Below are 24,050 nucleotides of genomic sequence, written 5' to 3' on the forward strand. Positions count from 1 at the left end.
CCCATGTAAAAAATAAAAAAGCCGGCTTGAAGCCGGCTTTTTTTGTTTCCTGTTTCAGGCTGAATATCAGCCCTTGAACGGATGGCGCAATACCAGTGTTTCTTCGCGGTCCGGGCCGGTTGAAACCATATCGACCGGTTTGCCGACCAGCTCCTCAATGCGTTTGATATAAGCCTGCGCATTGGCTGGCAGGGCATCCATCGATTTGGTGCCGATGGTATTTTCTTTCCAGCCCGGCATTTCCTCGTAGATCGGTTCGCAACGGGAAGCGTCTTCGCCATTGGATGGGAAAATCGAAATTTCCTTGCCATCCATCTTGTACCCGACACAGATCCTGATGGTCTCCAGACCGTCCAGAACGTCCAGCTTCGTCAGACACAAACCAGATAATCCGTTCAATTGTGCGGAACGGCGCAGCAAGGCTGCATCGAACCAGCCGCAACGGCGAGGACGGCCAGTGACCGTACCGAATTCCATACCGACAACGGAAAGATGTTTGCCGACGCCTTCTTCCGTCGACAGCTCGGACGGGAATGGGCCGGAACCGACACGAGTTGTATAAACCTTGGTAATGCCCAGAATGTAGTTCAGCATGCCGGGCCCGATACCGGCGCCTGCCGCCGCATTGCCTGCGACGCAATTGCTGGAGGTAACGTAAGGATAGGTACCGTGATCGACGTCAAGCAGACTGCCCTGTGCGCCTTCAAAGAGAAGGTTGGAACCGGATTCATAAGCGCGATTCAATGCAGTCGATACATCGGCGATCAACGGTTTGATACGCGGGACGATAGCCAGCGTGTCGTTTAATGTTTTCTGGTAGCTGACCGGTTCGACCTTGAGGTAATTTTCCAGAACAAAATTATGGTAATCCATATTCTGTTTCAGTTTTTCCGCAAAGACTTCCGGATTCAACAGGTCGGCAACACGAATGGCGCGACGGGCGACCTTGTCTTCGTAAGCCGGGCCGATGCCCTTGCCGGTCGTGCCGATCTTGGCGTCACCGCGTCTCAATTCACGGGCCAGATCCAGAGCGACGTGGTAAGGAAGAATCACCGGGCATGCGTCGGAAATTTTCAGGCGCGAGGTAACTTCGATTCCGACGGCTTCCAGCTTGTCGATTTCCCGTAACAGGTCAGGAAGGGAAAGGACGCAACCGTTACCGATGTAACAGGCGACGCCGGGACGCATAATGCCGGACGGGATCAGCTGCAATGCCGTTTTCTGGCCACCGATAACCAGTGTATGTCCGGCATTATGGCCTCCCTGAAAGCGGACAACACCTTGCGCATGATCTGTCAACCAGTCGACGACCTTGCCTTTTCCTTCATCACCCCATTGAGTACCGACTACTATTACGTTTCTGGCCATATCTATTTACTCATCTTTGCTTACAGTTTTCACATTCCAGTTTCCGTTTTCGGTTTCGCAAACCAGCTCGCGATCGCAAACGAATTCGTCATGTTCGGATTTGGCGCCCGGCAGTTCGAAAACGACCAGCTCACCCGATTTTCTCAATTCCCTGATTGCCTGACGGCATTTTTCATCGTTGTTCCAGGGAGCGAGAATCGCGCGCCGTTTTTCAGGCGCGGGCAAGAGTCTTGCCAGTTCACGCAAATCCATGGAAAAACCCGTTGCCGGACGGGAACGCCCGAAGGCTTCGGCAACATGATCGTAACGACCACCACGCGCAAGCGCATTCGGCAGTCCCGGAACATAAGCGGCAAACATGACACCACTGTGATAATGGTATCCATGCATGTCCGCCAGATCGATTGTAACCCGACCGCAGTCTGCCTGACCAGCCAGAAATTCCAGTTCATTCAATGCTTTTTCGATTCCCCCGTTTTCAGGAAGGACCTTTCTGGCTTCTTTCAGCACATTGATGTCACCATACATATCCGGCAATGCCAACAGGGCGTTGCGGGTATCTTCATGAAAACCTTTTGTCAGCTCGGTCAATCCCGGCATATCCTTGGTTTCCAGAAGATCGAACAGCTGTGCCTCGAATATCTGGGCAAGCGGATCGGCCGCAATCAGGGATTTCAGGACACCGACGTGGGAGAGATCCAGACAGACGCCGGTAATATTGGCCGCTTTAAGGGATGTCAGAGCCAGATCCTGAATTTCAGCATCGGCTTCAATACCCGGATAGCCGAAAATTTCAGCGCCGATCTGCAAAGGCTCGCGTGTACCCTGTAATCCGGATGGACGGGTATGGAGAATACTCCCGGCATAACACAAACGGGTTACGGCATTGCGATTCAACAGATGGGCATCGATACGGGCAACCTGCGTTGTCATATCGGCGCGAATACCCATCGTGCGACCCGATAACTGATCAATCAGCTTGAAAGTATAAATTTCAGTATCCTGTCCGACACCCGTCAGGAGAGATTCCAGATACTCCAGCATGGGCGGGACAACCAGTTCATAACCATATGAACGAAACGCATCGAGAACCTTACGTCTGATTTCTTCCATTTTTCTCGCTTCAGCGGGAAGAACGTCAGCAATAAATTCCGGTAAAAGCCAGTTAGGCATGATTCAAATTCTGCAAAAAAGTTAAATGATAATACAGACTCGCGCCGTCAAGCGGCAAAAAGTATTATTTTGCGCCTTTCGGGCTTTTCATGTAACGGAAAAATTCCGATGAAGGGTCCACGACAAGAACATCTTTCTTGTCCTTGAAGCTTTCGCGATACGCCTGAAGACTCCGGTAAAAACGGTAAAACTCGGGATTCTTACTGAAAGCCTGCGCATAGATTCGTGACGCCTTTGCATCGCCCTCACCCTTGATTTTTTCCGCGTCCCTGAACGCTTCAGCCAGTATCACGGTCCGTTGCTTTTCGGCATCGGCACGGATTTTTTCCGATTCCGCCTCACCGGTCGATCTCAGCTCGTTGGCCACCCGGGTCCGTTCCGATTTCATCCGTTCGAAAACCGAGTTGTTGATCTGGTCGACATACCGAACACGTTTCAAACGGACATCGACAATCTGTACACCGATATGTTCGGTTTCGCTTGAAATCCGTTTTTTGATGGCTTCCATCAATTCGGACCGGTCGCCGGAAATGACCTGTGCAACCGTTTTCTTGGTGATTTCATCGTTCAAGGCCGCCTTGATGATCTGTTCCATCCTGTCCTGTGCCCGCTGTTCGTCGCCGCCGAAACTGATATAAAAGAGTCTTGGATCGACAATGCGCCATTTGACGAAGGAATCGACCAGAATATTCATTTTCTCAGCGGTAATGATCCGGTCGGATTCATGCGTTTCCGTCGACTGGATACGCTTGTCCAGAAAGAGCACGTTCTGAAGAGGGGACGGCAGCTTGAAATACAGGCCGGGTTCTTCAATCACATCTTTCATTTCGCCCATGCCGAAAATAATGGCGGACTGGCGCTGGTCGACAACGAACATGCCGGTACCGACCGTCAGGGCGGCCAGCATAATGACAAGAAGGGCAAAAACGTAGCGCATTATCGTCCTCCTCTCGACCGGTCTTCACGAACGCGCGAACTGTCGTGATCGCTGTCTGAACCGGATGATGTTTCTGTTGAAGCTCCCGAAGCACTGTTGCCTAAAGAAGAGCTGGCGTTACCGGACTGGGATATCAGTTTGTCCAGCGGCAAATACAAAAGCTGGTTGCCTTTTTTGGAATCGACCATCAACTTGGTGGTATTGGAGAAAATCTCCTGCATCGTTTCAAGATACATCCTGTCTCTGGTTACGGCTGGTGCTTTCTGGTATTCCCTGACGATCTGTTTGAAACGGGACGTGTCGCCTTCTGCATTGGCAATCACACGCTGCCTGTAACCCTCGGCTTCTTCCTTCAGGCGCGCAGCGGCGCCCTTCGCACGTGGAACGACTTCGTTGGCATACGCCTGCCCTTCATTTTTGAGACGTTCACGATCCTGCCCGGCCTTGACGGCATCGTCAAAGGCAGCCTGAACCTCTTCCGGAGGCTGAACGCCCTGCATGGTTACACTCGTCACCAGAACACCGGCATGGTACTGATCGAAGATTTGCTGCATCAGTTTCTGGGCCTCGGATGCAATCTGGTCGCGCCCTTCGTAGAGGACAAAATCCATTTTCTTGCCACCGACCACTTCACGAATGGCCGTTTCCGCCACCTGACGAACCATGTCTTCCTGATCACGGTTATTGAAGACCCAGTCCGAAGCGTTTTTCAACTTGTACTGGACGGCAAACTGGATATCGACGATGTTTTCATCGTTGGTCAACATCAGGGCTTCTTCAAGCCGCTTGTTTTTCAGGGTGGTACGATAACCGACTTCAACGGTACGGACCTGCGAGACATTGACGACTTCATGGCTCTGGATGGGCCATGGTTTTCGCCAGTTGAAACCCGGAGCGGCAAAATGGCTGAAGCGCCCGAATGTCATGACGATACCGGTCTGTCCTTCCTGAACGACAAAAAAACCGGTGGCCAGCCAGAAGGCAGCAGCAATCCCGAAGAGGATACAAAGAGCCATTTTCAGCCCCTTTGTTCCATTTACCTTGTCGTTGTATGGATCATCGTCTTCATCATCCGGCTTTTGCGGATCATTGCCCTTTTTTTTCTTCCATCGGAAAAGGCGGTTGATGCGGTTGTTGAAATCCTTCCACATCTTGTCGAGATCAGGCGGTTTTTCCCGGTCAAAACCATGGCCGTGACCAAACATATCGTCCCGGAGCGGGTCGATTTTTTCTGGCTCGTTTAAAGGAAAAGGCTTCATTTCTTCAATAATGTGAAATGGTTCAAATCAATGGCTGGCAAGGTCGGAATAATGATCGGATCCGTTTCCTTCATCCATGTCACTCATTCGGGAAGTCTTGTCTTCCTTCGCATACTCTGCAATTGCATCCCGCAACAAATCCAGGCCTGCGCCTGTACCGGCACTGACAAATACACGGGAAATTCTACCATACTCATCCCTTTCCAGACCGGGTTCGAGACCGGCAAGATCAATCTTGTTCCAGACCAGCAATTGCGGCACGTTTTCAGCCCCGATTTCCTTCAGAACCAGATTGACCTGTTCGATCTGTTCCTTTCTCATCGGATTGGCGGCATCGACAACATGCAGGAGCAAATCGGCATGGATGGTTTCTTCCAGGGTAGCCCTGAACGCGGCTACCAGCTGATGCGGCAGTTCACGCACGAACCCGACCGTGTCGGATATAACGACGTTACCGGTTTCTTCAATATAGATTCTGCGCGAAGTCGTATCCAGTGTCGCAAACAATTGATCGGCAACATAGGTTCCCGCTTTTGTCATGGCGTTGAACAGGGTTGATTTGCCTGCGTTGGTATAACCGACCAGCGATACGGAAAAGACATGATTGCGGTTTCGGGAACGGCGTTGCGTTTCCCGCTGCCGTTGCAATTTTTCCAGTTTCGATCGCAACATGCGCACCCGCGTACCGATCAGGCGACGGTCTGTTTCCAGCTGGGTTTCACCCGGCCCGCGAAGGCCGATACCCCCTTTTTGCCGCTCCAGATGGGTCCAGCCCCTGACCAGTCTTGTCATGAGATGCTGCAACTGGGCCAGCTCGACCTGAACCTTGCCCTCATGGCTTTTGGCTCGCTGCGCGAAGATATCGAGAATCAGGCTTGTCCGGTCGACGACATTGACTTCAAGACGCTTTTCAAGATTGCGCTGCTGTGCCGGCGAGAGGGCGTGATTGAAAATAACGACGTCTGCCTTGTACAAATGGACAGCGGCTACGATTTCATCGACCTTTCCGCTACCCACATAATAGGCGGCGTCCGGACTGGCTCTTTTGCCTGTCACATTCAAAACGGGTTCAGCTCCTGCCGATTTGGCAAGCAGCATCAGTTCTTCGAGACTTCCTGAAAAATCACCTTTTCCGAAATCGACTCCGACAAGAATGGCTTTTGGCATATCAACGACCCATTCCGGCAATCATCAGGCATTGTCCTCGTCGAAATTCATGTTGATGGCACGTGAAGGTACAACGGTGGAAATGGCGTGTTTGTAAACCATTTGCGTCACGCTGTTACGCAACAGCACGACATATTGATCGAAAGATTCCACCTGACCCTGCAATTTGATGCCGTTGATCAGATAGATGGAAACCGGGATGTGTTCCTTGCGCAGAATGTTTAAAAACGGGTCCTGCAGCATTTGTCCTTTGTTGGCACTCATGTTTGACTCCATTGAATAATAGTTGTAATTGTGAATAGTGGAGACGAAAAAACGGTTTGTTATGTCGCAATGGGCAATAACAAAAACAGATTAACTATACCCTATTTGCCCGGGATTGATATGACCTGCTTCAGTTTCCGGCCATATTATTTCGCAAACGGATTTTTGCCGGAACGGAATTCTATCCTAAGAGGCGTGCCCGTCAATGAAAAAGCGTCACGGAAATGTTTTTCCAGATAGCGTTTGTAATCGTCGCTGATCGCGTCGAGACTATTGCCGTGAATGACGATAATCGGCGGATTCTGACCGCCCTGATGGGCATAACGCAATTTCGGACGGGTTCCACCCTGCTTGCGTGGAGGCTGCTGGTGTTCAACCGCTTCTTCCAGAACACGTGTCAGGCGAGGTGTGGACAGTTTTGCCATCGCAGCGGCATAGGCGGAATCGATGGAACGCATCAATGCACTGATGCCAGTGGATTTCAGGGCCGAAACGTAATGGAACTTGGCAAACGACAGAAAATGGAGTTTTCGTTCCACTTCCGATTTGATCTCCTTGCGCTTGTCCTGATCGAGACCATCCCACTTGTTGATGCCGACGACAAGCGCCCTGCCGCTTTCCAGCACAAAACCGGCAATATGCGCGTCCTGCTCGGAAATATCCTGCTGGGCATCCATCAGCAACAGGACGACATTCGCTTCCGAAATGGCCTGAAGGGTTTTGACGACCGAGAATTTTTCGATCGCCTGAAACACCTTCCCGCGTTTTCTCAAACCGGCCGTATCGACCAGCGTATATTGTTTGCCATCCCGCTCGAAAGGAATTTCAATTGCGTCACGCGTCGTTCCCGGCAAGTCGAAAGCGATCACCCTTTCTTCACCAAGAAGGGCGTTGATCATGGTCGATTTTCCGACGTTCGGGCGACCGACAATCGCCAGCTTGATGTGCTTTTGACCGGATTCAATTTCATCTTCGGTTTCAGCAGGCGAAAGCGGAACCATTTTCAGGGCTTCGTCCAGCAGGGTGTGCACCCCGTCGCCATGAGCAGACGAAATAACGAGAGGATCGCTTCCCAGTCCAAGTTCATAAAAATCCGCAACGACAGCGGTATATTTCATGCCCTCTGCCTTGTTCACCGCCAGAATGACCGGGCGGCCGGATTTGCGCAGATAGTCCGTAATGGCCTTGTCATGCGGTGTGATTCCCTGACGTCCATCGACGATGAAAATAACGACATCCGCTTCGGCGACGGCCTGCTTCGTCTGCTTCGCCATCTCCTGCATGACGCCTTCCTTGACGACAGGCTCGAACCCACCGGTATCGATGACCAGAAAAGGGCGATCCCCCATTCTGCCTTCACCATAGTGGCGGTCGCGGGTCAGGCCGGGATAATCGGCGACCAGCGCGGCTCTCGAGCGCGTCAGGCGATTGAATAAAGTCGACTTCCCGACATTCGGTCGTCCGACCAGGGCAATAACAGGCTTCATTTTTTAATCTTTTAATCCAGTGTAAATGCCTGCAGGGAACCGGCACGTGTTTGTACAACCAGTCGATCGGCTGCAACCAGCGGCGTTGTGCTGATCGCTGAGCCGTCCGTTTCGATCCGCGCCTTGAACGAACCGTCATATGCAGACAGGAAGTGGATAAATCCTTTCGCATCGCCAACAGCAACGGTTGAACGGAAAGGCACTGGCGTCGTCAGATCCCGATACGTCATTTTGTCATTACGCCAGACACTCTGCCCTCTCAAATTGGAAAAGGCATAGACCTTGTCAGCCGTATCGACGGCATAAACAAGACTTTCGTCGATACTGACACCGACCTTGCTGGAAAAATCCTTGACCCAGTAAACCGAACCGTTCACGACGTCAAAACACCCCATTCGTCCCTGATAAGCCGTGGCACAAACCCCCTGACCGTATATGGCAGGCACGCCAGATACATCGGCGATTCTTTCGAGTTCGGTCGCACCGCGAGGTTCACCGATAGGCACTTCCCAACGAATGGCACCGTTATTCAACATCATGGAAATCATTCTGCCACCCGGCAACGCGACGATAGCGGTAGGCCCGATTGTCGCGATACCCGGCGATGAACGCAACATCAGGGCAGGTGCACGGTAAGGTACCATCCAGCGACGTTCGCCGGTATTGGCGTCATAACCGGCGATCTGGTTATCCATACTCCGGATGACGACTATATCCTGTGCAATGACAGGAGTAGTCAGTATTTCGGTAGAAACCGGCGACTTCCATTTTTCATTGCCGTCGGAATCCAGCGCGATCAGATTGCCTTTTTCACCGGCAACCACCACGGTATGACCGTCGCTGGCAACACCGGCCGTCAGATTCATGCCGACATTTTTGCGCCAGATTTCGCCACCGGTTGCAGGATCGACCTTGACCACCGTTCCGTCGGCTGCCGCCGCATAAATGGCGTCGAAAGTATAGGCCGGTGCAAACGTATAGTTATCCGCCGATCCCACATTGACCGACCAGACACGTTGCGGCGTCTTCGACGGTGTGAACTGGACCAGTTCTGCAGGAGGATGCCGTGGCGCCGGTTTTGAAAACCAGCTGAACATACTGCACCCCGAAAGAAGCAACAAAGATGCGCCAGCAAGAGCGAATGCCAATCGTAACCGTTTATTCACACTTTATCCTTTTGTAGCAGAGCCGCCGATTTCTTCAAGTTTCAATTCAATCAACTGTTTTCCCGGATCGTCAGGAGAAGCTTTTTCCAGAGCGGTCTGATAGGCTTTTCTCGCTTCGGGGATCTTGTCCTGCGCTACCAGCAAATCGCCCTTGCGATCTTCCGCCAGACTGACGAACGACTCGGGGAAAGTAACCGACATGATTTTCATGCCTTCGTCATAGGCTTTTTCTTCCAGAAGAATTCCGGCAAGACGAACACGCGCCATGGCCTTGTAACCGTCCAGACTGCCGTTATCGATAACCCATTTCAACTGCGTTTTGGCTTCGTCGATATCTTTGGCGTCATAAGCCATTTTGGCGGCAACCAGACTGATCATAGGCGCATAGGCCGTTCTGCCGAACTTGTCCTGAGTATCTTTTGCGATCCGCTGCGCTCTTTCATTATCGCCGGCAACGACGGCATTTTGCATTTCATAGTAAAGCTGGGATGCCTGTGCGGCCTGTTTTCGCTGGTAATATCCCCAGTATGCATAGGCAGCATAGCCCGCCAGAACGACGATCAAAACCCAGGTAATCCAGTTACCGTGTCTTTTCCACCATGCTTTCAGGGAATCCAGCTTTTCCTGTTCTTCTAAATCGTAAGCCATATCAAAATATATTAATGAGAACAACAATCGTGCGAGGAATGGTTTTCTCCGCACCCGCACTCACCGGCAATCTGGTCCACCAGATAGTCGGCAACTTTTTCAAACGGTACACTCAACTGCTTGTCCGCCGTATTGTCCGAACGCAAAGCCTTGACGCTTGCGCACCCGTTTTTGACTTCGTCTTCTCCGATCAGGACGGCAAAAGCAGCGCCACTTTCATCCGCACGTTTCATCTGCGCCTTGAAACTGCCCCCCGAATTGGCGGCCGTACAGTAAACAATCACGTCCAGTCCCGTATTTCTCAGTGACTCTGCCAGAACAAACGCTTCCGGTAAAGCATCTTCTCCCTGATGTGCGATAAAAACGTCAGCTTTGCTTGTCGTGTTGACGTCGCCTTGCGTTTTCAACAATTCGATCAGACGTTCCATACCCAGCGCAAATCCACAGGATGGTGTCGGTTTGCCACCGAACATTTCAAAGAGCGGATCATAGCGGCCACCCCCGCAAACCGTCCCCTGTGAACCCAGCTCTTCACTGATCCATTCGAAAACGGTCCGATTGTAATAATCCATTCCCCGAACGAGACGGGGATTGATCGTATAGGGAATATTGTTACGCTTCAAAATGCGCTGGACTCCCTCGAAATGATCGAGAGACTCTTTTTCCAGATAATCGAGCAGTTTTGGCGCGGCATTGACCATATCCTGCATGGTCGGATTTTTCGTATCCAGAATCCGCAACGGGTTGCTGTAAAGGCGACGCTGCGCGTCTTCATCCAGCAAACCCTTGTGCTGTTCAAAATAAGCGATGAGGTCAGCACGATGGCGATTGCGTTCCCCGGCATTGCCGATCGAATTGATTTCCAGACGGATATTTTCCAGCCCCAGATCATCCCACAGACGCTGGCAAAGCAAAATCAGCTCCGCATCGATGTCAGGCCCGGGGAAACCGACGGCTTCGGCACCGATCTGGTGAAACTGGCGGTAGCGTCCCCGCTGCGGCCGTTCGTGACGGAACATGGGACCGGAATACCACAGGCGTTTCGGTCCGTTATAGGTCAGATTGTGTTCCACTACGGCACGAACGACACCGGCCGTGCTTTCAGGCCTCAAGGTCAGCTGGTCGCCATTCAATGAATCCTCGAAGGAATACATTTCCTTTTCGACGATATCGGTAACGGCGCCAAGGCCTCTGGCAAAAAGGCCCGTTTCTTCCACGATCGGGGTACGGATCCGTTCGTAACCGTAACTCTTCAAAACGGATTCAACGGTATTTTCCAGAAGTTCCCAGACAGGCGCGTCCTCAGGAAGAATATCGTTCATTCCCTTGATGCCCAGGATTTTCTTTACTTTTTTTGTCTTGTTTTCTTCAGACATGCTTGTTCACGTTCTTGTTTGTTTTTTAATCTGTCAGCTCTTTTACGCCATAATGGGACTGGACGTATTCCAGAATGATTTTCTGGAACTGTTTATCGATATTATCCCCGCGCAAAGTCTTTTTTTTCTGGCCGTCCTCAAATACCGGCACGGCAGGCGATTCCCCGTTACCCGGCAGGCTGATCCCGATATTGGCATGGCGCGATTCCCCCGGGCCGTTTACGATACAGCCCATCACGGCAACACTCATCGTTTCCACTCCGGGATACCGTTCTTTCCATTCCGGCATCTGATTGCGCAAATAATTCTGCGTACTCGTTGCCAGCTCCTGAAACAGGCTGGAAGACGTGCGCCCACATCCCGGACATGACGTCACCAAAGGAACGAAATTGCGCAAACCGGTTGTCTGAAGCAACTCCTGAGCGACAACCACTTCCCTTGTTCTGGCTTCGCCGGGCTCGGGCGTCAAGGAAATGCGGATTGTATCGCCAATTCCTTCCTGTAACAACACGGATAATGCCGCAACGGATGCCACAATCCCCTTGCTTCCGACACCAGCTTCAGTCAGTCCCAGATGCAATGCATAAGAGCAACGATTCGACAACTCACGATAAACGGCAATCAGATCCTGAACCTGCGATACTTTACAGGATAAAACGATGTGATCCGCAGGCAAGCCCAGTTCAACGGCACGATCGGCACTTTCAATAGCAGAAGTAATCAGCGCTTCATACATGACGCCCTGTATCGGCCATGGATCATCGCGTTTCGCATTCTCGTCTCTGATACGTTCCAGCAATGCCTGATCCATACTTCCCCAGTTCACGCCGATCCGGACCGGTTTGTCATACTGGCACGCCACGGCAATCATGTCGGCAAAATGAGCGTCTTTTTTGGCGCCCTGCCCGACGTTTCCCGGATTGATCCGGTATTTCGAAAGCGCTTTCGCACATTCAGGAAATTGCGTGAGCAACAAATGACCGTTGTAATGAAAGTCGCCGACGAGAGGAACGTCACACCCGGCGGCATCCAGTTTTTCCCTGATTGAGGGAACAGCCGCTGCCGCTTCCGGTGTATTGACCGTCAACCGGACCAGCTCCGAACCCGCTTTCGCCAGTTCGAAGACCTGTCGGACGGTCGAATCGACGTCATCAGTGGCGGTATTGGTCATCGACTGGACGACAACGGGCGCGCCGTTACCGATCACGACTGTTTTTTTTCCCTGTCTGACGATGACGCCAAACGTTTTCTTTCTTGGCGCGATACCGGATACGAGCGCTATGCTATTGGATTTCATCAGACTACTTCAATGTCACTTTCGCCACAGAATTGGTGGTATTGGAAACCAGATCAACAGGCGCACCCTTGAACTCCATATTGACGCCCGGTGCAAAACCGACAATGACCGTAACCGGTTCCGTTACTTCAAGCTGCCGTTTTTCGCCCGGCTTGCCGATATATTCAGCAATGACCGCACCATCTTTTTTCTGGATCTGCAACCAGGATTTTTCCCTGAAATTGATCACAAGCAACGATCCCTTTTCTGCAGGTGCCTGTGTTGCTGCGACAGGAGCACTCTGGGTTGCGGGTGTCTGGACAGGTGCATTGGCCTGATTCGTTTGTCCAGCAGTATTGGCCGCTGCCTGATCGGCCGGCTTGTTTTCAGGAGTCGCCTGATCGGCTGCCGGGGGCACTGTTTCTTTTGTTTCGGTTGCCGGTACGACAGGCGGTGCAGGCGCAACTGCCGGAGTGGCTTTTTCAGCCGACTCTTTCTTGAACTTGTCCATAAAACTGAAAAAATTCATGTTCGAGGCGACAACCAGTACACCGACAACGATAATCAGGAGAATGGCTATTTTTCCGGAATTTCCCCGTTTTTTCCTGAAAGGTTCCCGGTTTTTCACGAAAGGCTCAACCGGTTTGCCCTGTTGAACGCTCGCAGAGGCAGAAGCCTTTTTCTTTTCTGCAAATGAAGCGACCAGTGGTTCAGGATCTATTTGCAAAATACGGGCATAGGCCCTGACAAACCCCCTCGCCGTCGCCATGCCATGCAAGGCTTCATAATCGTCGGCTTCGAGAGAACGGACCTGACGTACCGACATTTTCAGGCGGGAGGCAATCTGCTCTTCCGAGATACCGGCAGCCACCCTTCTGGCAGCCAGAATGGCACCCGGCTTTTGGGCTTCGGTTGTCTCAGTAGTCGCGGCAACATTGTTGCCGGGTTGCGGTGTTGACTCTTTTTCGGGGTTGGAGGGATTGTTTTCCATTTTTTCTGATTGTTCGTTATCCATTTACCACTCCATCATAAAAAAGGCACACTCTTCAATCGTGAGATACTTCAATTTATTTTGAAATAAATCGTCTCGCCGCTTCAAGAGTCGTCTAGCAATTGTTCTGAAACCGGTAATTCTCGATGATGGCTTTCGGATCGACTTTATTTTCCGCCATCCGTTCCTGTATTCTCGTTCTGTCCTTTATCTCACCTGCCAGAAGACCACAAGCCGCCTCGATATCTTCGCCTCTTGCCTTACGTACAGTCGTCACTATTCCCGCATCCAGCAAAATCTTTGCAAATGACTGGACGCGAGCGTCAGTTGATCTCTTCAGACCCGGCATGGCAATGGAATTGAACGGGATCAGGTTCAGTTTGCATGATACCGGATTCGGGCCATGTTTAACCAGTTTCACGAGTTCTCTGGCGTGCTCGTCCGTATCATTTATACCATCGAGCATGCAATATTCAAATGTGATGAAATCACGCGGTGCATAGTCGAGATAACGCTGGCATGCGGCCATTAATTCTTTCAGCGGATGTTTTTTATTCAATGGAACGAGATGATCACGCAAGGTATCGTTCGGTGCGTGAAGGGAAACCGCAAGCGCTACCGGACATTCCTTTGCAAGACGGTCGATCATCGGCACGACACCACTGGTGGATACCGTGACACGTCGTCTGGACAACCCATAGGCATTGTCGTCCAGCATCAGTTTCAGTGCGCTGACACTGGCATCAAAATTAAAGAGAGGTTCCCCCATCCCCATCATGACGACGTTCGATATCTGACGCTCGTCTTTGGCGTCAGTCAGGCCTTTCGAGCGGCGAACGGCAAATTCGGCCATCCACAATTGTCCGATAATTTCCGCCGTCGTCAGATTACGGGAAAAACCCTGCTTGCCCGTCGAACAGAAAAGGCAATTGACAGCGCAGCCTGCCTGCGTGGAAACGCACAGTGTACCGCGGGTATCTTCGGGGATAAAAACCGTTTCAATCGCATTGCCAGCTCCGACATCGAGAAGCCATTTGCGTGTCCCATCGCTTGAAACCGTATCTTTGAGAATGTCAGGCGCTTTCACTTCGGCACATAATTCAAGCTTGCCACGGAGCGATTTGGCCAGATCGGTCATTTCAGCGAAATCACTGACACCGAACTGGTGAATCCAGCGCTGCAACTGTTTGGCACGAAAGGGTTTTTCGTTCAGTTTCTGGCAATACTCAACGAGTTGGACCGGACTAAAGCCAAGGAGGTTGGTTCGTGCGTCAGTCATGTGAAATGTCCTGCAAAACTTTTTGCGTCCGGTTTGTACCGGACGCAAAAATCTGAAGCAATATTAGCGAGCGCAAATCTGCATGGTTGGGAAGAAATAAGCAATTTCAACCGCAGCCGTTTCTGGAGCGTCGGAACCGTGGACGGCATTGGCGTCGATGGAATCGGCGAAGTCGGCACGGATCGTTCCCTTGTCCGCTTTTTTAGGATCGGTTGCACCCATCAGTTCACGATTTTTGAGAATGGCATTTTCGCCTTCCAGAACCTGAACCATAACAGGGCCGGAAATCATGAATTCGACGAGATCCTTAAAGAAAGGACGATCTTTATGAACAGCATAAAAACCTTCCGCTTCTGCACGGGACAGCTGCATCATGCGGGCTGCAATGATTTTCAGGCCGGCATTTTCAAAGCGGGAATAAATCTGTCCGATGACGTTTTTTGCAACTGCATCAGGCTTTACGATAGACAAGGTACGTTCGACTGCCATTTTGATAAAACTCCAAATAAAAATAGAAAAAATCCCGATAAACGAGTCAGCTTTCCATTTTATCATGGAAGATTATCAAATTAGCGGAAGATTTCGGCTCTTATTCAATCATTTACACAGGCTTTTACTTCGCTACCGGTTTGACGGGAACATAACGAATCAGATTGTTTCGTGCCACCAGCAAAACAACCATTTTCGCTTTCCCCGCTTTGACAAGCTGGTTCTGGAAATCCTGCTGGCTCGTCACGTCCCCGTTATTGAGCCGTAAAATAATGTCACCTTTTCTGATACCACTTTCAAAAGCAGGGCTGGCTGAAGCGGTCACGACTACCCCGTGATTGATCCCAAGCCGTTTTTTCTGGGGAGCCGTCAGATCGGCCACCTGCAGTCCCAATATCGATGAAGAAAGAGACTCGCCCTGTCGCGAAGATGAGGATTCATCTTTTCTTGCAGGCTTGTCCAGCTCTGCCTTTGAAATGGTCACTGGCAAAACAAGCGATTTTCCTTTGCGAAGAACCGTCAGGCTGACCTTCGTTCCCGGAATACTATCCCCTACCAGCCTTGGCAATTCAGACAGTTTTTCTATCGACTGACTATTGAATTTGAGAATGATATCGCCCGCCTCGACACCGGCTTTTTCCGCAGCGGATCCCTTTTCGACCCTCGCCACCATAACGCCCCTGTCATTGGGCAAATTCATGGCTTTGGCTGTTTCTACCGATACCTCGGCAACCTGTATGCCGATCTGACCACGAGTCACCTTGCCGGTTTTCTTCAACTGTTCCGACACTCTCAGGGCTTCGTCGATCGGAATCGCAAAGGAAATGCCCATATAACCGCCTGAACGGCTGTAAATCTGGGAATTGATCCCGATGGCTTCGCCTGCCATATTGATGAGCGGACCACCCGAATTTCCCGGATTGACGGCAACGTCGGTCTGGATCAGGGGAAGATAATCGCCTGTATCGCGTGCTTTCGCGGAAATGATGCCCGCCGTAACCGTATTTTCAAGAGCGAAAGGGGAACCGATCGCAAGCACCCATTCACCTACTTTGATGTTGGCAGAATTGCCGGTTTTCAGGACAGGGAGATTCTTGCCTTCGATTTTCAGCAAGGCCACATCTGTCCGTTTGTCAGAACCGATGATTTTCGCCTTGAATTCGCGGTTGTCTGTCAATCTGACAAAAACTTCATCGGCATTGTCGATGACGTGATGGTTCGTGAGAATATAGCCATCGGCAGTAATGATGAACCCTGACCCCATTCCACGACGAACCTGTTCTTGTGGCTGTGTACCGGAAAGCTGTCCATCAGGTGCCGGAATACCGAAAAAGCGGAACAGGTATTCCTGAAAATCCCGATCCATGTCCATTGCGGGATTTCGCCTTGACTGGATCTTTTCAATCGTTCTGATATTAACGACAGCAGGCCCGACTTTTTCAACCAATGACGTCAGGTCAGGCAATCCATTGACCATAGTCGCAGGAGCAGCTTCACCAGGCATTAATGGGAAAGAAATAAACCCGACAGTCAGGAATACCAAAAGAAACCGTCTGGCAAAGAAGATTACAGTTTTTTGCATAATAGCCACTTATGAAAAAGTTGTTAATCAGCCCGGTCAACAATTTTTCCATGAACTTGCAGGTTGATACATGCAAGTTCATGGATGGAGAAATGAAACGTTACCAGAAATTTTTATTTCATTCAGCCGAATTTCCTGAAGTGTACATTTAAAAAATGTAACAAGTCCGTTGAAAAGTTCATGGAGCAATATCATCCATTATTCAACTTAGTCTTTGCCTGCTTTCACCATGAAGCATCTATTTTGAATTCGTCAGACTCCGGCATTGTTGAAATCACAATTGGCAGATCGATTATTTTTCCATCACGCATCACCCGCAGTCGAGATGTTGTTCCTGGAGCGGTCTCTCCTACCAGTTTCGTCAGCTGCATTCTGAAACCAACCGGATGATTATTGTAATCAAGGATGATATCGTCTTTTTTCAAGCCTGCCTTCTCGGCAGGAAAGCCTTTTCGGATATCAACAACCAGCAGGCCACGATATGGAGGCAAATGAAGCGATCGTGCCTTGTCCTGATCGACTTCTATCATGGCTACGCCTATGTAGCCCCGAAGAACGCGGCCATGCTTTTTCAGTTGAGCGGCAACTCTGATAGCATCATTAATGGGAACAGCAAGCGACATACCGATATAAGTATTTCCTCCATTCACATCGTAAAGCAGCGTGTTGATTCCAATGGCTTCACCATCCATATTAATAAGAGGGCCACCGGAATTACCCTGATTGGTTACGACATCTGACTGGATATAGCTCAGATACATGCCAATATCTCTTTTCTTTTTTGAAATGATTCCGGCTGTGACAGTATCTTCAAGAAAATGAGGTGAACCGATAGCCATAACCCACTGACCCGCCTTCACACTATCTGAATTCCCGAATTTCAGATATGGTAAATCACAATCTGCCTCGATTTTCATCAAGGCCACATCGGTTTTTTTGTCTGAACCGATAACTCTGGCCGGGAATCCACGTCCATCTTTCATTTTGATAAAAATGGCATCCGCCCCTTCGACGACGTGTGCATTACTTAAAATATAGCCGTCTGGACTGATGATAAAGCCCGACCCTCCTGATGCCATTGCTTTTTCTGGTTCTTCCTGGGCTTCAATTTGTTTAACGCTTGTTTTGGAACCAAATACCTGAGATATGAATTCTCCAAAACTGCCTTTTTTCCGTACCGGTTCAAGATTCACGGTATTCGCGACGAATACAACAGCAGGAGCTGTTTCCTCAGCAAGGCTTTCCAGATCAGGCAAACCGCTTTTGTTATTGACCGGTGCTGCAGCAAGCTGATTGAATGAACAAGTTAACACCACAGCGAACGACACCAGTATATGTCTGGCAATATTATTCATGTTGTTTTGCCTGTCCCATAAAAAAGTATTTAAACTGTTTTATAGCATATCCACTAAACACTGATTAATCTTAAAACTATACTTTCTGAAAATATTGTTTATCCGTCAATCAAACACTGGTTCAAATTGATTTCGATCGTATCCTTTATCGAATCCAGTGCTTCAAAGCGTTTTCTGTACAAACTTCTTTTGCTCGATTTGATCTCTTCCATGCTTTTTCTGGATTCAGTCAGTGGCAATTTATAAAAACGTTTATCCGCCGTCGGCACACCATCCACCTCCTCCCAGAAATCGTTCAGGGAAATTTTCAGTTTTCGGTCGAGCCGGACATGATTGTTTGCATAATAACCGGTATCGGACACGGCATAAATCGACGATACGCCCAACACATTTGCAATGCTCTGGATACCAAACAGGATAAGGTTTTTGGTACGATAGCCATGGAAATGTTTTGTCATTTGACGGATGATGTCCAGGGCATTTTCAGTATTTGAACCCTGTATGGCACCTATCCACAAGGCCGGTCTTTCATCAACAGGATCAGGTGCAAACCAGAAAACGATCTGATACAAAACGATGTTGTCCAGACTGAGCACGAGAGAAAGAAGTCCTTCTTTCTTTTGGCCTGGTGAAAATAGGAGGTGAAAAATCAGATTCTTGTCCTCGCACATTCCTTCCCATAATTTCAGGCCGCCTTCCAGATATAGCTTTCTGACAATTTTATTGTCGAGTCTGCTCTCCAGATAATCGAAATGGTTTTCGATTATCTGGAAACGTTCGGAAAATGAAGATTTTTTATAAAAGAACTGTCTTGTGGCCTGTTCATAAAAAAATGGCAATCTGGATGAAAGCTCTCTTTTGAGAGAGGTTCTCTGAAAAAATTCAAACAACTTTTCCATCTTTTTATTATGGGTCAGTGTCCTGAACAAAAACACGACCATACGCCGACACTCTTTGAAACGCGACGTATCATAAATCTGTTTACTGATTGGTATGTATCTTTTCACTTTATTATCTTTTAATAAAACGTGATTAATCTCCGGATTCATGATCACGCCAAATTATCTGTATTGAAAACCCCGGCTGCCGGAAAATCCGGCCATGGAATAAAGCATGGAATCGGAAATCGTTCTGGAAAAGAATTATATAACACAGAAAACCGCACGCTGATGCGTGCGGTATGGGATAAGTGAAAAATGCCCCGGAAGGATGAATATTACTTTTTCAAAAGACAAACCGGGTTCAAAAATCAGATGACAGACTCTTCTTTTACAGTATTGCCTTCAGCGTAAACGGCTGACACAGAATCACTTTTCCTTGTCGATTGCACCTGAAGACCGGAATACTCGTTCTGCAACGCCTCCTTCAGACGAGCCTGAAACTGATCGCTGACCTGAACCTGCGACTGATTATATCGAATTGACTCACCAATGACTCTGTAAACATTGACGTGTTCTTTCAGTTCATGCCTGTTTTCGTTTTGGAGTTGCTCTGATTCCTTTTCATCCAGCTCGCTGTCAACGAACGCGGATATCAATTCCTTTTTCATTTTTTTCGCTCTCTTTCTGACCACATTATTTTTATTTTTTTACCATCTTTGATCCATTCCGGTTCCAAGCAAGGGTCGAAGCCTGACCGCTATCGATTCGCGGGCACGGAAAATCCGGCTTCTCACTGTTCCGATAGGACATTCCATAATGACGGCAATTTCATCATAACTAAGTCCTTCCATCTCCCTGAGCGAAAGCGCCACCCGCAAATCTTCCGGCAATTCGTCCATCGCGATATTGACTGTTTCCGCAATTTGTTTGGAGGCCAGCATGGATTCCGGTGTATTGATATCCCTCAGGTTTTCACCTTCTTCAAAAGACTCGACCTGTTCGGCTGTCGTATCGGTTGATGTAGGAACCCTTCGTCCCTGATTATCCAGAAAATTCTTGGCCGTATTGATGCCGATCCGGTATAACCAGGTATAAAAAGCGGAATCGCCCCTGAATTGGTGAAGAGCACGATAAGCCTTGATAAAAGTTTCCTGCACAACGTCTTCAGCTTCCGTCTGATTGGAAACCAAACGCAATACCAGCCTGAACAGTTTTCGCTGGTATTTGGTGACCAACAGGTCGAATGCCATCTTGTCCCCCTGCTGGACACGCTCGACAAGCCGTTTATCTATCTCACGTTCAGTTGTCACAATCGAATACCCCATCATGTTGCAACCGCTCGTAACTCCTTTGAGTTACTTCATTGCAATAAGTTCACAAAATTTCCATTTTTTTCATACATTTTTTCTGTGAGCTTCAATCCATCGAATCGAGGTATATAACGATTTGAATTGTTCTTTCTTCAGGCAATCCCGACATATCAGGACTTTGGCCTTTTTTCCGTTTTCCGCTTTCAGTTGCAAAATCATGAAAGTCGGCCATACCGTTGAATTTTCCGATAATTCCCAGATTTCGCTGTAAGCCGAAAAACGGACATCCTCTGTCGATGGTTTTGAAACACTTCTCCTATATTCCTTCAAGCGTATTTGTCCGTTACCAGAAATATCAATCAGAAGCGTTTTTCTTGACCTGAAATAGCTAAAAATGAGAAAGCAGGCAACCAAAAACATCGAGAGTGCCAGCAATTGACGGGCGATGGTCTCGAAATTGCCGATTTTCCCCAGACTGGTCAAAATACCCGTCATGAAAAAAGCGGCTGCAAAGCCGAGATAAAAAAAGGAAAAAGTCCTGGAAGGCCTGATTTCCGCAGATATGGCTATCGACATGACTGGACCATGCTGTAAATGCTTTTCGAGCGACTAATAAATGACAAAAGCCACATTCACTGCTTGTGAATGTGGCTTTAAAAGGCAACAAGGATCAGATCTTGCCGAAGATCAGCGAGCCGTTTGTACCGCCAAAACCAAACGAGTTCTTCAGGGCATAATCAATCTTCATATCCCTGGCTGTGTTGGCGCAATAGTCCAGATCACAAAGAGGGTCCTGATTGAAAATGTTGATCGTTGGAGGCGCAACCTGATTATAAACAGCCAGCGCCGTAATAACCGATTCCAGACCGCCAGCGCCACCCAGAAGATGGCCGACCATGGATTTGGAAGAACTGATGACAACGTTTTTGGCGTGTTCACCCAGCGTCCGTTTGACAGCAGTCGTTTCAGCAATGTCACCCAGCGGAGTCGACGTGCCGTGTGCATTGATGTAATTGACCTGATCAGGATTGATCTGGGCATCGTTGATCGCATTGACCATACAAGTGCTGGCGCCACTTCCGTCTTCCAGAGGAGCCGTCATATGGTTTGCGTCAGCGCTCATACCGAAACCGACGATTTCAGCGTAGATCCTGGCGCCACGGGCCTTGGCGTGTTCATATTCTTCCAGAACCAGTACGCCGGAACCTTCACCCAGAACAAAACCATCCCTGTCTTTATCCCACGGTCTTGAAGCCGTTGCAGGATCGTCATTTCTCGAGGAAAGGGCACGGGCAGCGGCAAAGCCTCCCAGACCCAATGGAGAAATGGTCGATTCCGAACCGCCTGCAACCATGACGTCGGCATCACCATAAGCGATGATACGTGCGCCAAAACCGATGGAATGCAAACCGGTTGAACAGGCTGTGACGATCGACAGGTTCGGCCCTTTCAAACCATAACGGATAGAAAGAAAACCGGAAATCATATTGATGATCGAAGACGGCACGAAGAATGGGCTGATACGGCGTGGACCGCGTTTTTCCAGTTCTCCATGCGTTTGTTCGATCATGGGCAAACCACCGATACCCGATCCAATATTGACGCCGATACGGCCGGCATTTTCGTCTGTAATGACCAGACCACTATCTTCGATTGCCTGAATACCTGCAGCCATTCCATAATGAATGAAGGTATCCATATGACGTGATTCTTTGCCTGGAATATATTTTTCCAGCGGGAAATCCTTTACTTCGCCTGCAAAAGTCGTGCTGAAGGCAGATGCATCGAACCGCGTAATGGGTCCAATACCGGATTTACCCGATGTTACTGCATCCCACATTTCAGCTACAGTATTACCTACAGGCGAAATACATCCCAGTCCGGTAATCACGACCCGGCGTTGTCCCATACGGCTCAAGCTGCTCTCCCTATTCTTTAAATTTGATCAGGACTGCATGTTGGCTGTTGCATAATCGACGGCCTGTTGAACAGTCGTGATTTTTTCAGCCTGTTCGTCCGGAATTTCAATTTCAAATTCGTCTTCCAGCGCCATGACGAGTTCTACGGTATCAAGCGAATCAGCACCCAGATCATCCACGAAAGACGATTCCAGTTTGATTTCGTCTTCAGCAACACCCAGTTGCTCAGCAACGATTTTCTTTACACGTTGTTCGATATCGGACATTTGTTGGCTCCAAGTTATAAAAAATTAGTAATTTATATAAAAATTTGTAGAAAAAGTGCGCGCATTTTAGCAGGTTTGCGCAAAAAAATTCACTTCACAGGTTAAGTTCTTGCTTAAGTGAAATAATTATAGTCAAAAAAATCTGCTGATAAACGGTCCTTTCTCGTTCAGTTCATAAACATGCCGCCATTCACGTGCACAACGGTGCCCGTAATATAAGCTGCTTTTGGTGAAGCCAGAAAGGCGGCTGTGGCGGCCACGTCTTCGGGATTGCCGAAACGGGCCAGAGGAATCTGTTTCAACATGCCTGTTACGACTTCTTCAGGCAGGGATTTCGTCATGTCGGTATCGATAAAGCCCGGAGCGATACAGTTGACCGTAATATTGCGACTGCCGACTTCACGGGCCAGCGCACGGCTCATGCTTTCGACACCCGCCTTGGAAGCGGCATAATTCATTTGTCCGGCATTGCCGATCGACCCGACAACCGAGGTAATGTTGATGATGCGGCCTTCCTTGGCTTTCATCATGCCGCGCAAAACGCCACGGGACAAGCGGGCAACCGCTGTCAGATTGACGTCGATGACCTTGTCCCAGTCTTCGTCTTTCATGCGCATGGCCAGCTGATCCTGCGTAATGCCCGCGTTATTGATCAGGATATGAATGGCGCCATACTCTTTCTGGATTTCATCGATGACTTCGCGTGAACGGTCAGCGTCGGCCACATTCAATACAATGCCTTTTCCGGCATCAGGGCGAACCGTAGCGAGATCCTGCGAAATATGTTGTGCACCGGCTTCCGAAGTGGCCGTTCCGATGACGATAGCGCCATGAGCGGCCAGTTCCATTGCAATGGCGTGGCCGATCCCGCGGGAGGCACCTGTTACCAGCGCGATTTTTCCTGTCAAATCCTGTTCACTCATTTCAGAGTCTCCAATACCTTATCCAGAGAAGCCTGATCGACAATAGCGTCACCAGTCAGAGAAGAATCAATACGTTTGGACAAACCGGCAAGCACTTTGCCCGGGCCGCATTCAACCACATGCGTAATGCCCATGCCTGCCATCTTTTCAATCGTTTCAACCCAGCGGACGGAGCTGGCAACCTGACGGACCAGCGCATCCTTGATTTCTTCAGGATTGGAGAGGATAGCAACATCCACGTTATTGATCAATGGGATTTGCGGAGCCGAGAAATCCAGCTTCGACATATATTCAGCAAGCCGGACCGAAGCAGGTTGCAATAAAGAAGAATGGAAAGGAGCGGATACCGGAAGCATCAACGCACGTTTCGCACCTTTGGCTTTTGCGATGTCACATGCGCGGGCAAGTGCCGTATTATGGCCTGCAATCACGATCTGGGTCGGCGAGTTGAAATTGGCCGGTTCGACCACTTCACCCTGCGCGGCTTCGCCGCAGGCTGCCTTGACCTCATCGCCAGAGAGACCAATGATCGCTGCCATGCTGCCCTGACCGACAGGAACCGCTTCCTGCATGGCCTGCGCACGGAAACGGACCAGTTTGACCGCATCCGCGAAAGGAATGACGCCAGAAGCGACAAGAGCGGAAAATTCACCAAGGCTGTGTCCGGCAACGACTTCAGGTAAAGCGCCACCGGCAGCTATCCAGGCACGATAAAAAGCGACAGACGATGTCAGCATGACCGGCTGGGTATTGGTGGTCAGGTCCAGATCTTCCTTGGGACCTTCAGCAATCATTTTGCCCAGATCGAAGCCCAGTGCGTCGGATGCTTCGGCAAGTGTGTCCTGCACTACTTTATTGTCGGCAAAGCCATTTAACATTCCGACCGCTTGCGAGCCCTGTCCGGGAAAAACAAAAGCAAATTTAGGCATAGCTA

The 24,050-nt window shown here is 49.6% G+C and carries 24 protein-coding genes; all 24 read right to left on the reverse strand.

Annotation, left to right across the window (positions count from 1 at the left end):
* Positions 1-66 precede the first annotated feature (66 nt).
* Entirely contained in the window at positions 67-1,368 is a 1,302-nt protein-coding gene (locus BRW83_RS10540) for an adenylosuccinate synthase (protein ID WP_005879503.1), read from the reverse strand.
* A 6-nt stretch (positions 1,369-1,374) separates the two neighbouring features.
* The gene (locus BRW83_RS10545; protein WP_005879502.1) at positions 1,375-2,541 is read right to left on the reverse strand and encodes an ATP phosphoribosyltransferase regulatory subunit; all 1,167 of its coding nucleotides are present in this window, start codon (positions 2,539-2,541) and stop codon (positions 1,375-1,377) included.
* A 64-nt stretch (positions 2,542-2,605) separates the two neighbouring features.
* Positions 2,606-3,478 (reverse strand): protease modulator HflC, encoded by an 873-nt coding sequence (gene hflC, locus BRW83_RS10550; RefSeq protein ID WP_005879501.1) that lies wholly within the window; start codon positions 3,476-3,478, stop codon positions 2,606-2,608.
* Positions 3,478-4,737, reverse strand: coding sequence for an FtsH protease activity modulator HflK (gene hflK / locus BRW83_RS10555; RefSeq protein ID WP_005879500.1), 1,260 nt, complete (start codon positions 4,735-4,737; stop codon positions 3,478-3,480). Before hflK ends, hflC begins: the two co-directional genes overlap by 1 nt.
* Positions 4,738-4,764: 27 nt before the next feature.
* The gene (gene hflX / locus BRW83_RS10560) at positions 4,765-5,904 is read right to left on the reverse strand and encodes a GTPase HflX (protein ID WP_005879499.1); all 1,140 of its coding nucleotides are present in this window, start codon (positions 5,902-5,904) and stop codon (positions 4,765-4,767) included.
* Positions 5,905-5,928: 24 nt separating this feature from the next.
* Entirely contained in the window at positions 5,929-6,168 is a 240-nt protein-coding gene (gene hfq / locus BRW83_RS10565) for an RNA chaperone Hfq (protein ID WP_005879498.1), read from the reverse strand.
* 146 nt (positions 6,169-6,314) lie between these two features.
* A complete protein-coding gene (gene der / locus BRW83_RS10570; protein ID WP_005879497.1) occupies positions 6,315-7,655 on the reverse strand; it encodes a ribosome biogenesis GTPase Der in 1,341 nt (446 codons plus the stop codon).
* 11 nt (positions 7,656-7,666) lie between these two features.
* Positions 7,667-8,821, reverse strand: a complete 1,155-nt coding sequence (gene bamB / locus BRW83_RS10575; protein ID WP_231284454.1) for an outer membrane protein assembly factor BamB — start codon at positions 8,819-8,821, stop codon at positions 7,667-7,669.
* Positions 8,822-8,824: 3 nt separating this feature from the next.
* Positions 8,825-9,469: a YfgM family protein gene (locus tag BRW83_RS10580; protein WP_005879495.1), complete on the reverse strand. Its 645-nt coding sequence runs from the start codon at positions 9,467-9,469 to the stop codon at positions 8,825-8,827.
* A gap of 11 nt (positions 9,470-9,480) precedes the next feature.
* A complete protein-coding gene (hisS, locus tag BRW83_RS10585) occupies positions 9,481-10,845 on the reverse strand; it encodes a histidine--tRNA ligase (protein WP_005879494.1) in 1,365 nt (454 codons plus the stop codon).
* Positions 10,846-10,870: 25 nt separating this feature from the next.
* Entirely contained in the window at positions 10,871-12,142 is a 1,272-nt protein-coding gene (gene ispG, locus BRW83_RS10590; protein ID WP_005879492.1) for a flavodoxin-dependent (E)-4-hydroxy-3-methylbut-2-enyl-diphosphate synthase, read from the reverse strand.
* A 4-nt stretch (positions 12,143-12,146) separates the two neighbouring features.
* Positions 12,147-13,136, reverse strand: a complete 990-nt coding sequence (locus tag BRW83_RS10595) for a RodZ domain-containing protein (protein WP_005879490.1) — start codon at positions 13,134-13,136, stop codon at positions 12,147-12,149.
* A gap of 91 nt (positions 13,137-13,227) precedes the next feature.
* A complete protein-coding gene (gene rlmN / locus BRW83_RS10600) occupies positions 13,228-14,391 on the reverse strand; it encodes a dual-specificity RNA methyltransferase RlmN (protein WP_005879487.1) in 1,164 nt (387 codons plus the stop codon).
* Positions 14,392-14,454: 63 nt separating this feature from the next.
* The gene (gene ndk, locus BRW83_RS10605) at positions 14,455-14,880 is read right to left on the reverse strand and encodes a nucleoside-diphosphate kinase (protein ID WP_005879485.1); all 426 of its coding nucleotides are present in this window, start codon (positions 14,878-14,880) and stop codon (positions 14,455-14,457) included.
* 124 nt (positions 14,881-15,004) lie between these two features.
* The gene (locus BRW83_RS10610) at positions 15,005-16,462 is read right to left on the reverse strand and encodes a DegQ family serine endoprotease (RefSeq protein ID WP_036602488.1); all 1,458 of its coding nucleotides are present in this window, start codon (positions 16,460-16,462) and stop codon (positions 15,005-15,007) included.
* Between the two features lie 224 nt (positions 16,463-16,686).
* Entirely contained in the window at positions 16,687-17,817 is a 1,131-nt protein-coding gene (locus tag BRW83_RS10615; protein ID WP_005879482.1) for a S1C family serine protease, read from the reverse strand.
* A 98-nt stretch (positions 17,818-17,915) separates the two neighbouring features.
* Positions 17,916-18,866 (reverse strand): VirK/YbjX family protein, encoded by a 951-nt coding sequence (locus BRW83_RS10620; protein WP_050757760.1) that lies wholly within the window; start codon positions 18,864-18,866, stop codon positions 17,916-17,918.
* A gap of 200 nt (positions 18,867-19,066) precedes the next feature.
* Positions 19,067-19,366, reverse strand: a complete 300-nt coding sequence (locus BRW83_RS10625; RefSeq protein WP_145814910.1) for an RseA family anti-sigma factor — start codon at positions 19,364-19,366, stop codon at positions 19,067-19,069.
* Between the two features lie 39 nt (positions 19,367-19,405).
* Positions 19,406-20,008, reverse strand: coding sequence for an RNA polymerase sigma factor RpoE (gene rpoE / locus BRW83_RS10630; RefSeq protein WP_005879476.1), 603 nt, complete (start codon positions 20,006-20,008; stop codon positions 19,406-19,408).
* Between the two features lie 84 nt (positions 20,009-20,092).
* Positions 20,093-20,584: a protein YgfX gene (locus BRW83_RS10635; protein WP_036602484.1), complete on the reverse strand. Its 492-nt coding sequence runs from the start codon at positions 20,582-20,584 to the stop codon at positions 20,093-20,095.
* A gap of 94 nt (positions 20,585-20,678) precedes the next feature.
* Entirely contained in the window at positions 20,679-21,917 is a 1,239-nt protein-coding gene (gene fabF / locus BRW83_RS10640; RefSeq protein WP_222431037.1) for a beta-ketoacyl-ACP synthase II, read from the reverse strand.
* A 36-nt stretch (positions 21,918-21,953) separates the two neighbouring features.
* Positions 21,954-22,193: an acyl carrier protein gene (gene acpP, locus BRW83_RS10645; RefSeq protein WP_005879472.1), complete on the reverse strand. Its 240-nt coding sequence runs from the start codon at positions 22,191-22,193 to the stop codon at positions 21,954-21,956.
* Between the two features lie 167 nt (positions 22,194-22,360).
* Positions 22,361-23,116, reverse strand: a complete 756-nt coding sequence (gene fabG / locus BRW83_RS10650) for a 3-oxoacyl-ACP reductase FabG (RefSeq protein ID WP_005879470.1) — start codon at positions 23,114-23,116, stop codon at positions 22,361-22,363.
* Positions 23,113-24,045, reverse strand: a complete 933-nt coding sequence (fabD, locus tag BRW83_RS10655) for an ACP S-malonyltransferase (protein WP_005879468.1) — start codon at positions 24,043-24,045, stop codon at positions 23,113-23,115. The genes fabG and fabD overlap by 4 nt, the downstream gene beginning before the upstream one ends.
* Positions 24,046-24,050: the final 5 nt, after the last annotated feature.

This window comes from Oxalobacter formigenes, from assembly GCF_002127965.1.
Taxonomy (GTDB): Bacteria; Pseudomonadota; Gammaproteobacteria; order Burkholderiales; family Burkholderiaceae_D; genus Oxalobacter; species Oxalobacter formigenes.

Bases quoted from the DNA above. Each gene is read 5' to 3' on its own strand.
- BRW83_RS10540 (WP_005879503.1), bottom strand. From the start codon at position 1,368: ATGGCCAGAAACGTAATAGTAGTCGGTACTCAATGGGGTGATGAAGGA.
- BRW83_RS10545 (WP_005879502.1), bottom strand. From the start codon at position 2,541: ATGCCTAACTGGCTTTTACCGGAATTTATTGCTGACGTTCTTCCCGCT.
- hflC (WP_005879501.1), bottom strand. From the start codon at position 3,478: ATGCGCTACGTTTTTGCCCTTCTTGTCATTATGCTGGCCGCCCTGACG.
- hflK (WP_005879500.1), bottom strand. From the start codon at position 4,737: ATGAAGCCTTTTCCTTTAAACGAGCCAGAAAAAATCGACCCGCTCCGG.
- hflX (WP_005879499.1), bottom strand. From the start codon at position 5,904: ATGCCAAAAGCCATTCTTGTCGGAGTCGATTTCGGAAAAGGTGATTTT.
- hfq (WP_005879498.1), bottom strand. From the start codon at position 6,168: ATGAGTGCCAACAAAGGACAAATGCTGCAGGACCCGTTTTTAAACATT.
- der (WP_005879497.1), bottom strand. From the start codon at position 7,655: ATGAAGCCTGTTATTGCCCTGGTCGGACGACCGAATGTCGGGAAGTCG.
- BRW83_RS10580 (WP_005879495.1), bottom strand. From the start codon at position 9,469: ATGGCTTACGATTTAGAAGAACAGGAAAAGCTGGATTCCCTGAAAGCA.
- hisS (WP_005879494.1), bottom strand. From the start codon at position 10,845: ATGTCTGAAGAAAACAAGACAAAAAAAGTAAAGAAAATCCTGGGCATC.
- ispG (WP_005879492.1), bottom strand. From the start codon at position 12,142: ATGAAATCCAATAGCATAGCGCTCGTATCCGGTATCGCGCCAAGAAAG.
- BRW83_RS10595 (WP_005879490.1), bottom strand. From the start codon at position 13,136: ATGGATAACGAACAATCAGAAAAAATGGAAAACAATCCCTCCAACCCC.
- rlmN (WP_005879487.1), bottom strand. From the start codon at position 14,391: ATGACTGACGCACGAACCAACCTCCTTGGCTTTAGTCCGGTCCAACTC.
- ndk (WP_005879485.1), bottom strand. From the start codon at position 14,880: ATGGCAGTCGAACGTACCTTGTCTATCGTAAAGCCTGATGCAGTTGCA.
- BRW83_RS10610 (WP_036602488.1), bottom strand. From the start codon at position 16,462: ATGCAAAAAACTGTAATCTTCTTTGCCAGACGGTTTCTTTTGGTATTC.
- BRW83_RS10615 (WP_005879482.1), bottom strand. From the start codon at position 17,817: ATGAATAATATTGCCAGACATATACTGGTGTCGTTCGCTGTGGTGTTA.
- BRW83_RS10620 (WP_050757760.1), bottom strand. From the start codon at position 18,866: ATGAATCCGGAGATTAATCACGTTTTATTAAAAGATAATAAAGTGAAA.
- BRW83_RS10625 (WP_145814910.1), bottom strand. From the start codon at position 19,366: ATGAAAAAGGAATTGATATCCGCGTTCGTTGACAGCGAGCTGGATGAA.
- BRW83_RS10635 (WP_036602484.1), bottom strand. From the start codon at position 20,584: ATGTCGATAGCCATATCTGCGGAAATCAGGCCTTCCAGGACTTTTTCC.
- fabF (WP_222431037.1), bottom strand. From the start codon at position 21,917: ATGGGACAACGCCGGGTCGTGATTACCGGACTGGGATGTATTTCGCCT.
- acpP (WP_005879472.1), bottom strand. From the start codon at position 22,193: ATGTCCGATATCGAACAACGTGTAAAGAAAATCGTTGCTGAGCAACTG.
- fabG (WP_005879470.1), bottom strand. From the start codon at position 23,116: ATGAGTGAACAGGATTTGACAGGAAAAATCGCGCTGGTAACAGGTGCC.
- fabD (WP_005879468.1), bottom strand. From the start codon at position 24,045: ATGCCTAAATTTGCTTTTGTTTTTCCCGGACAGGGCTCGCAAGCGGTC.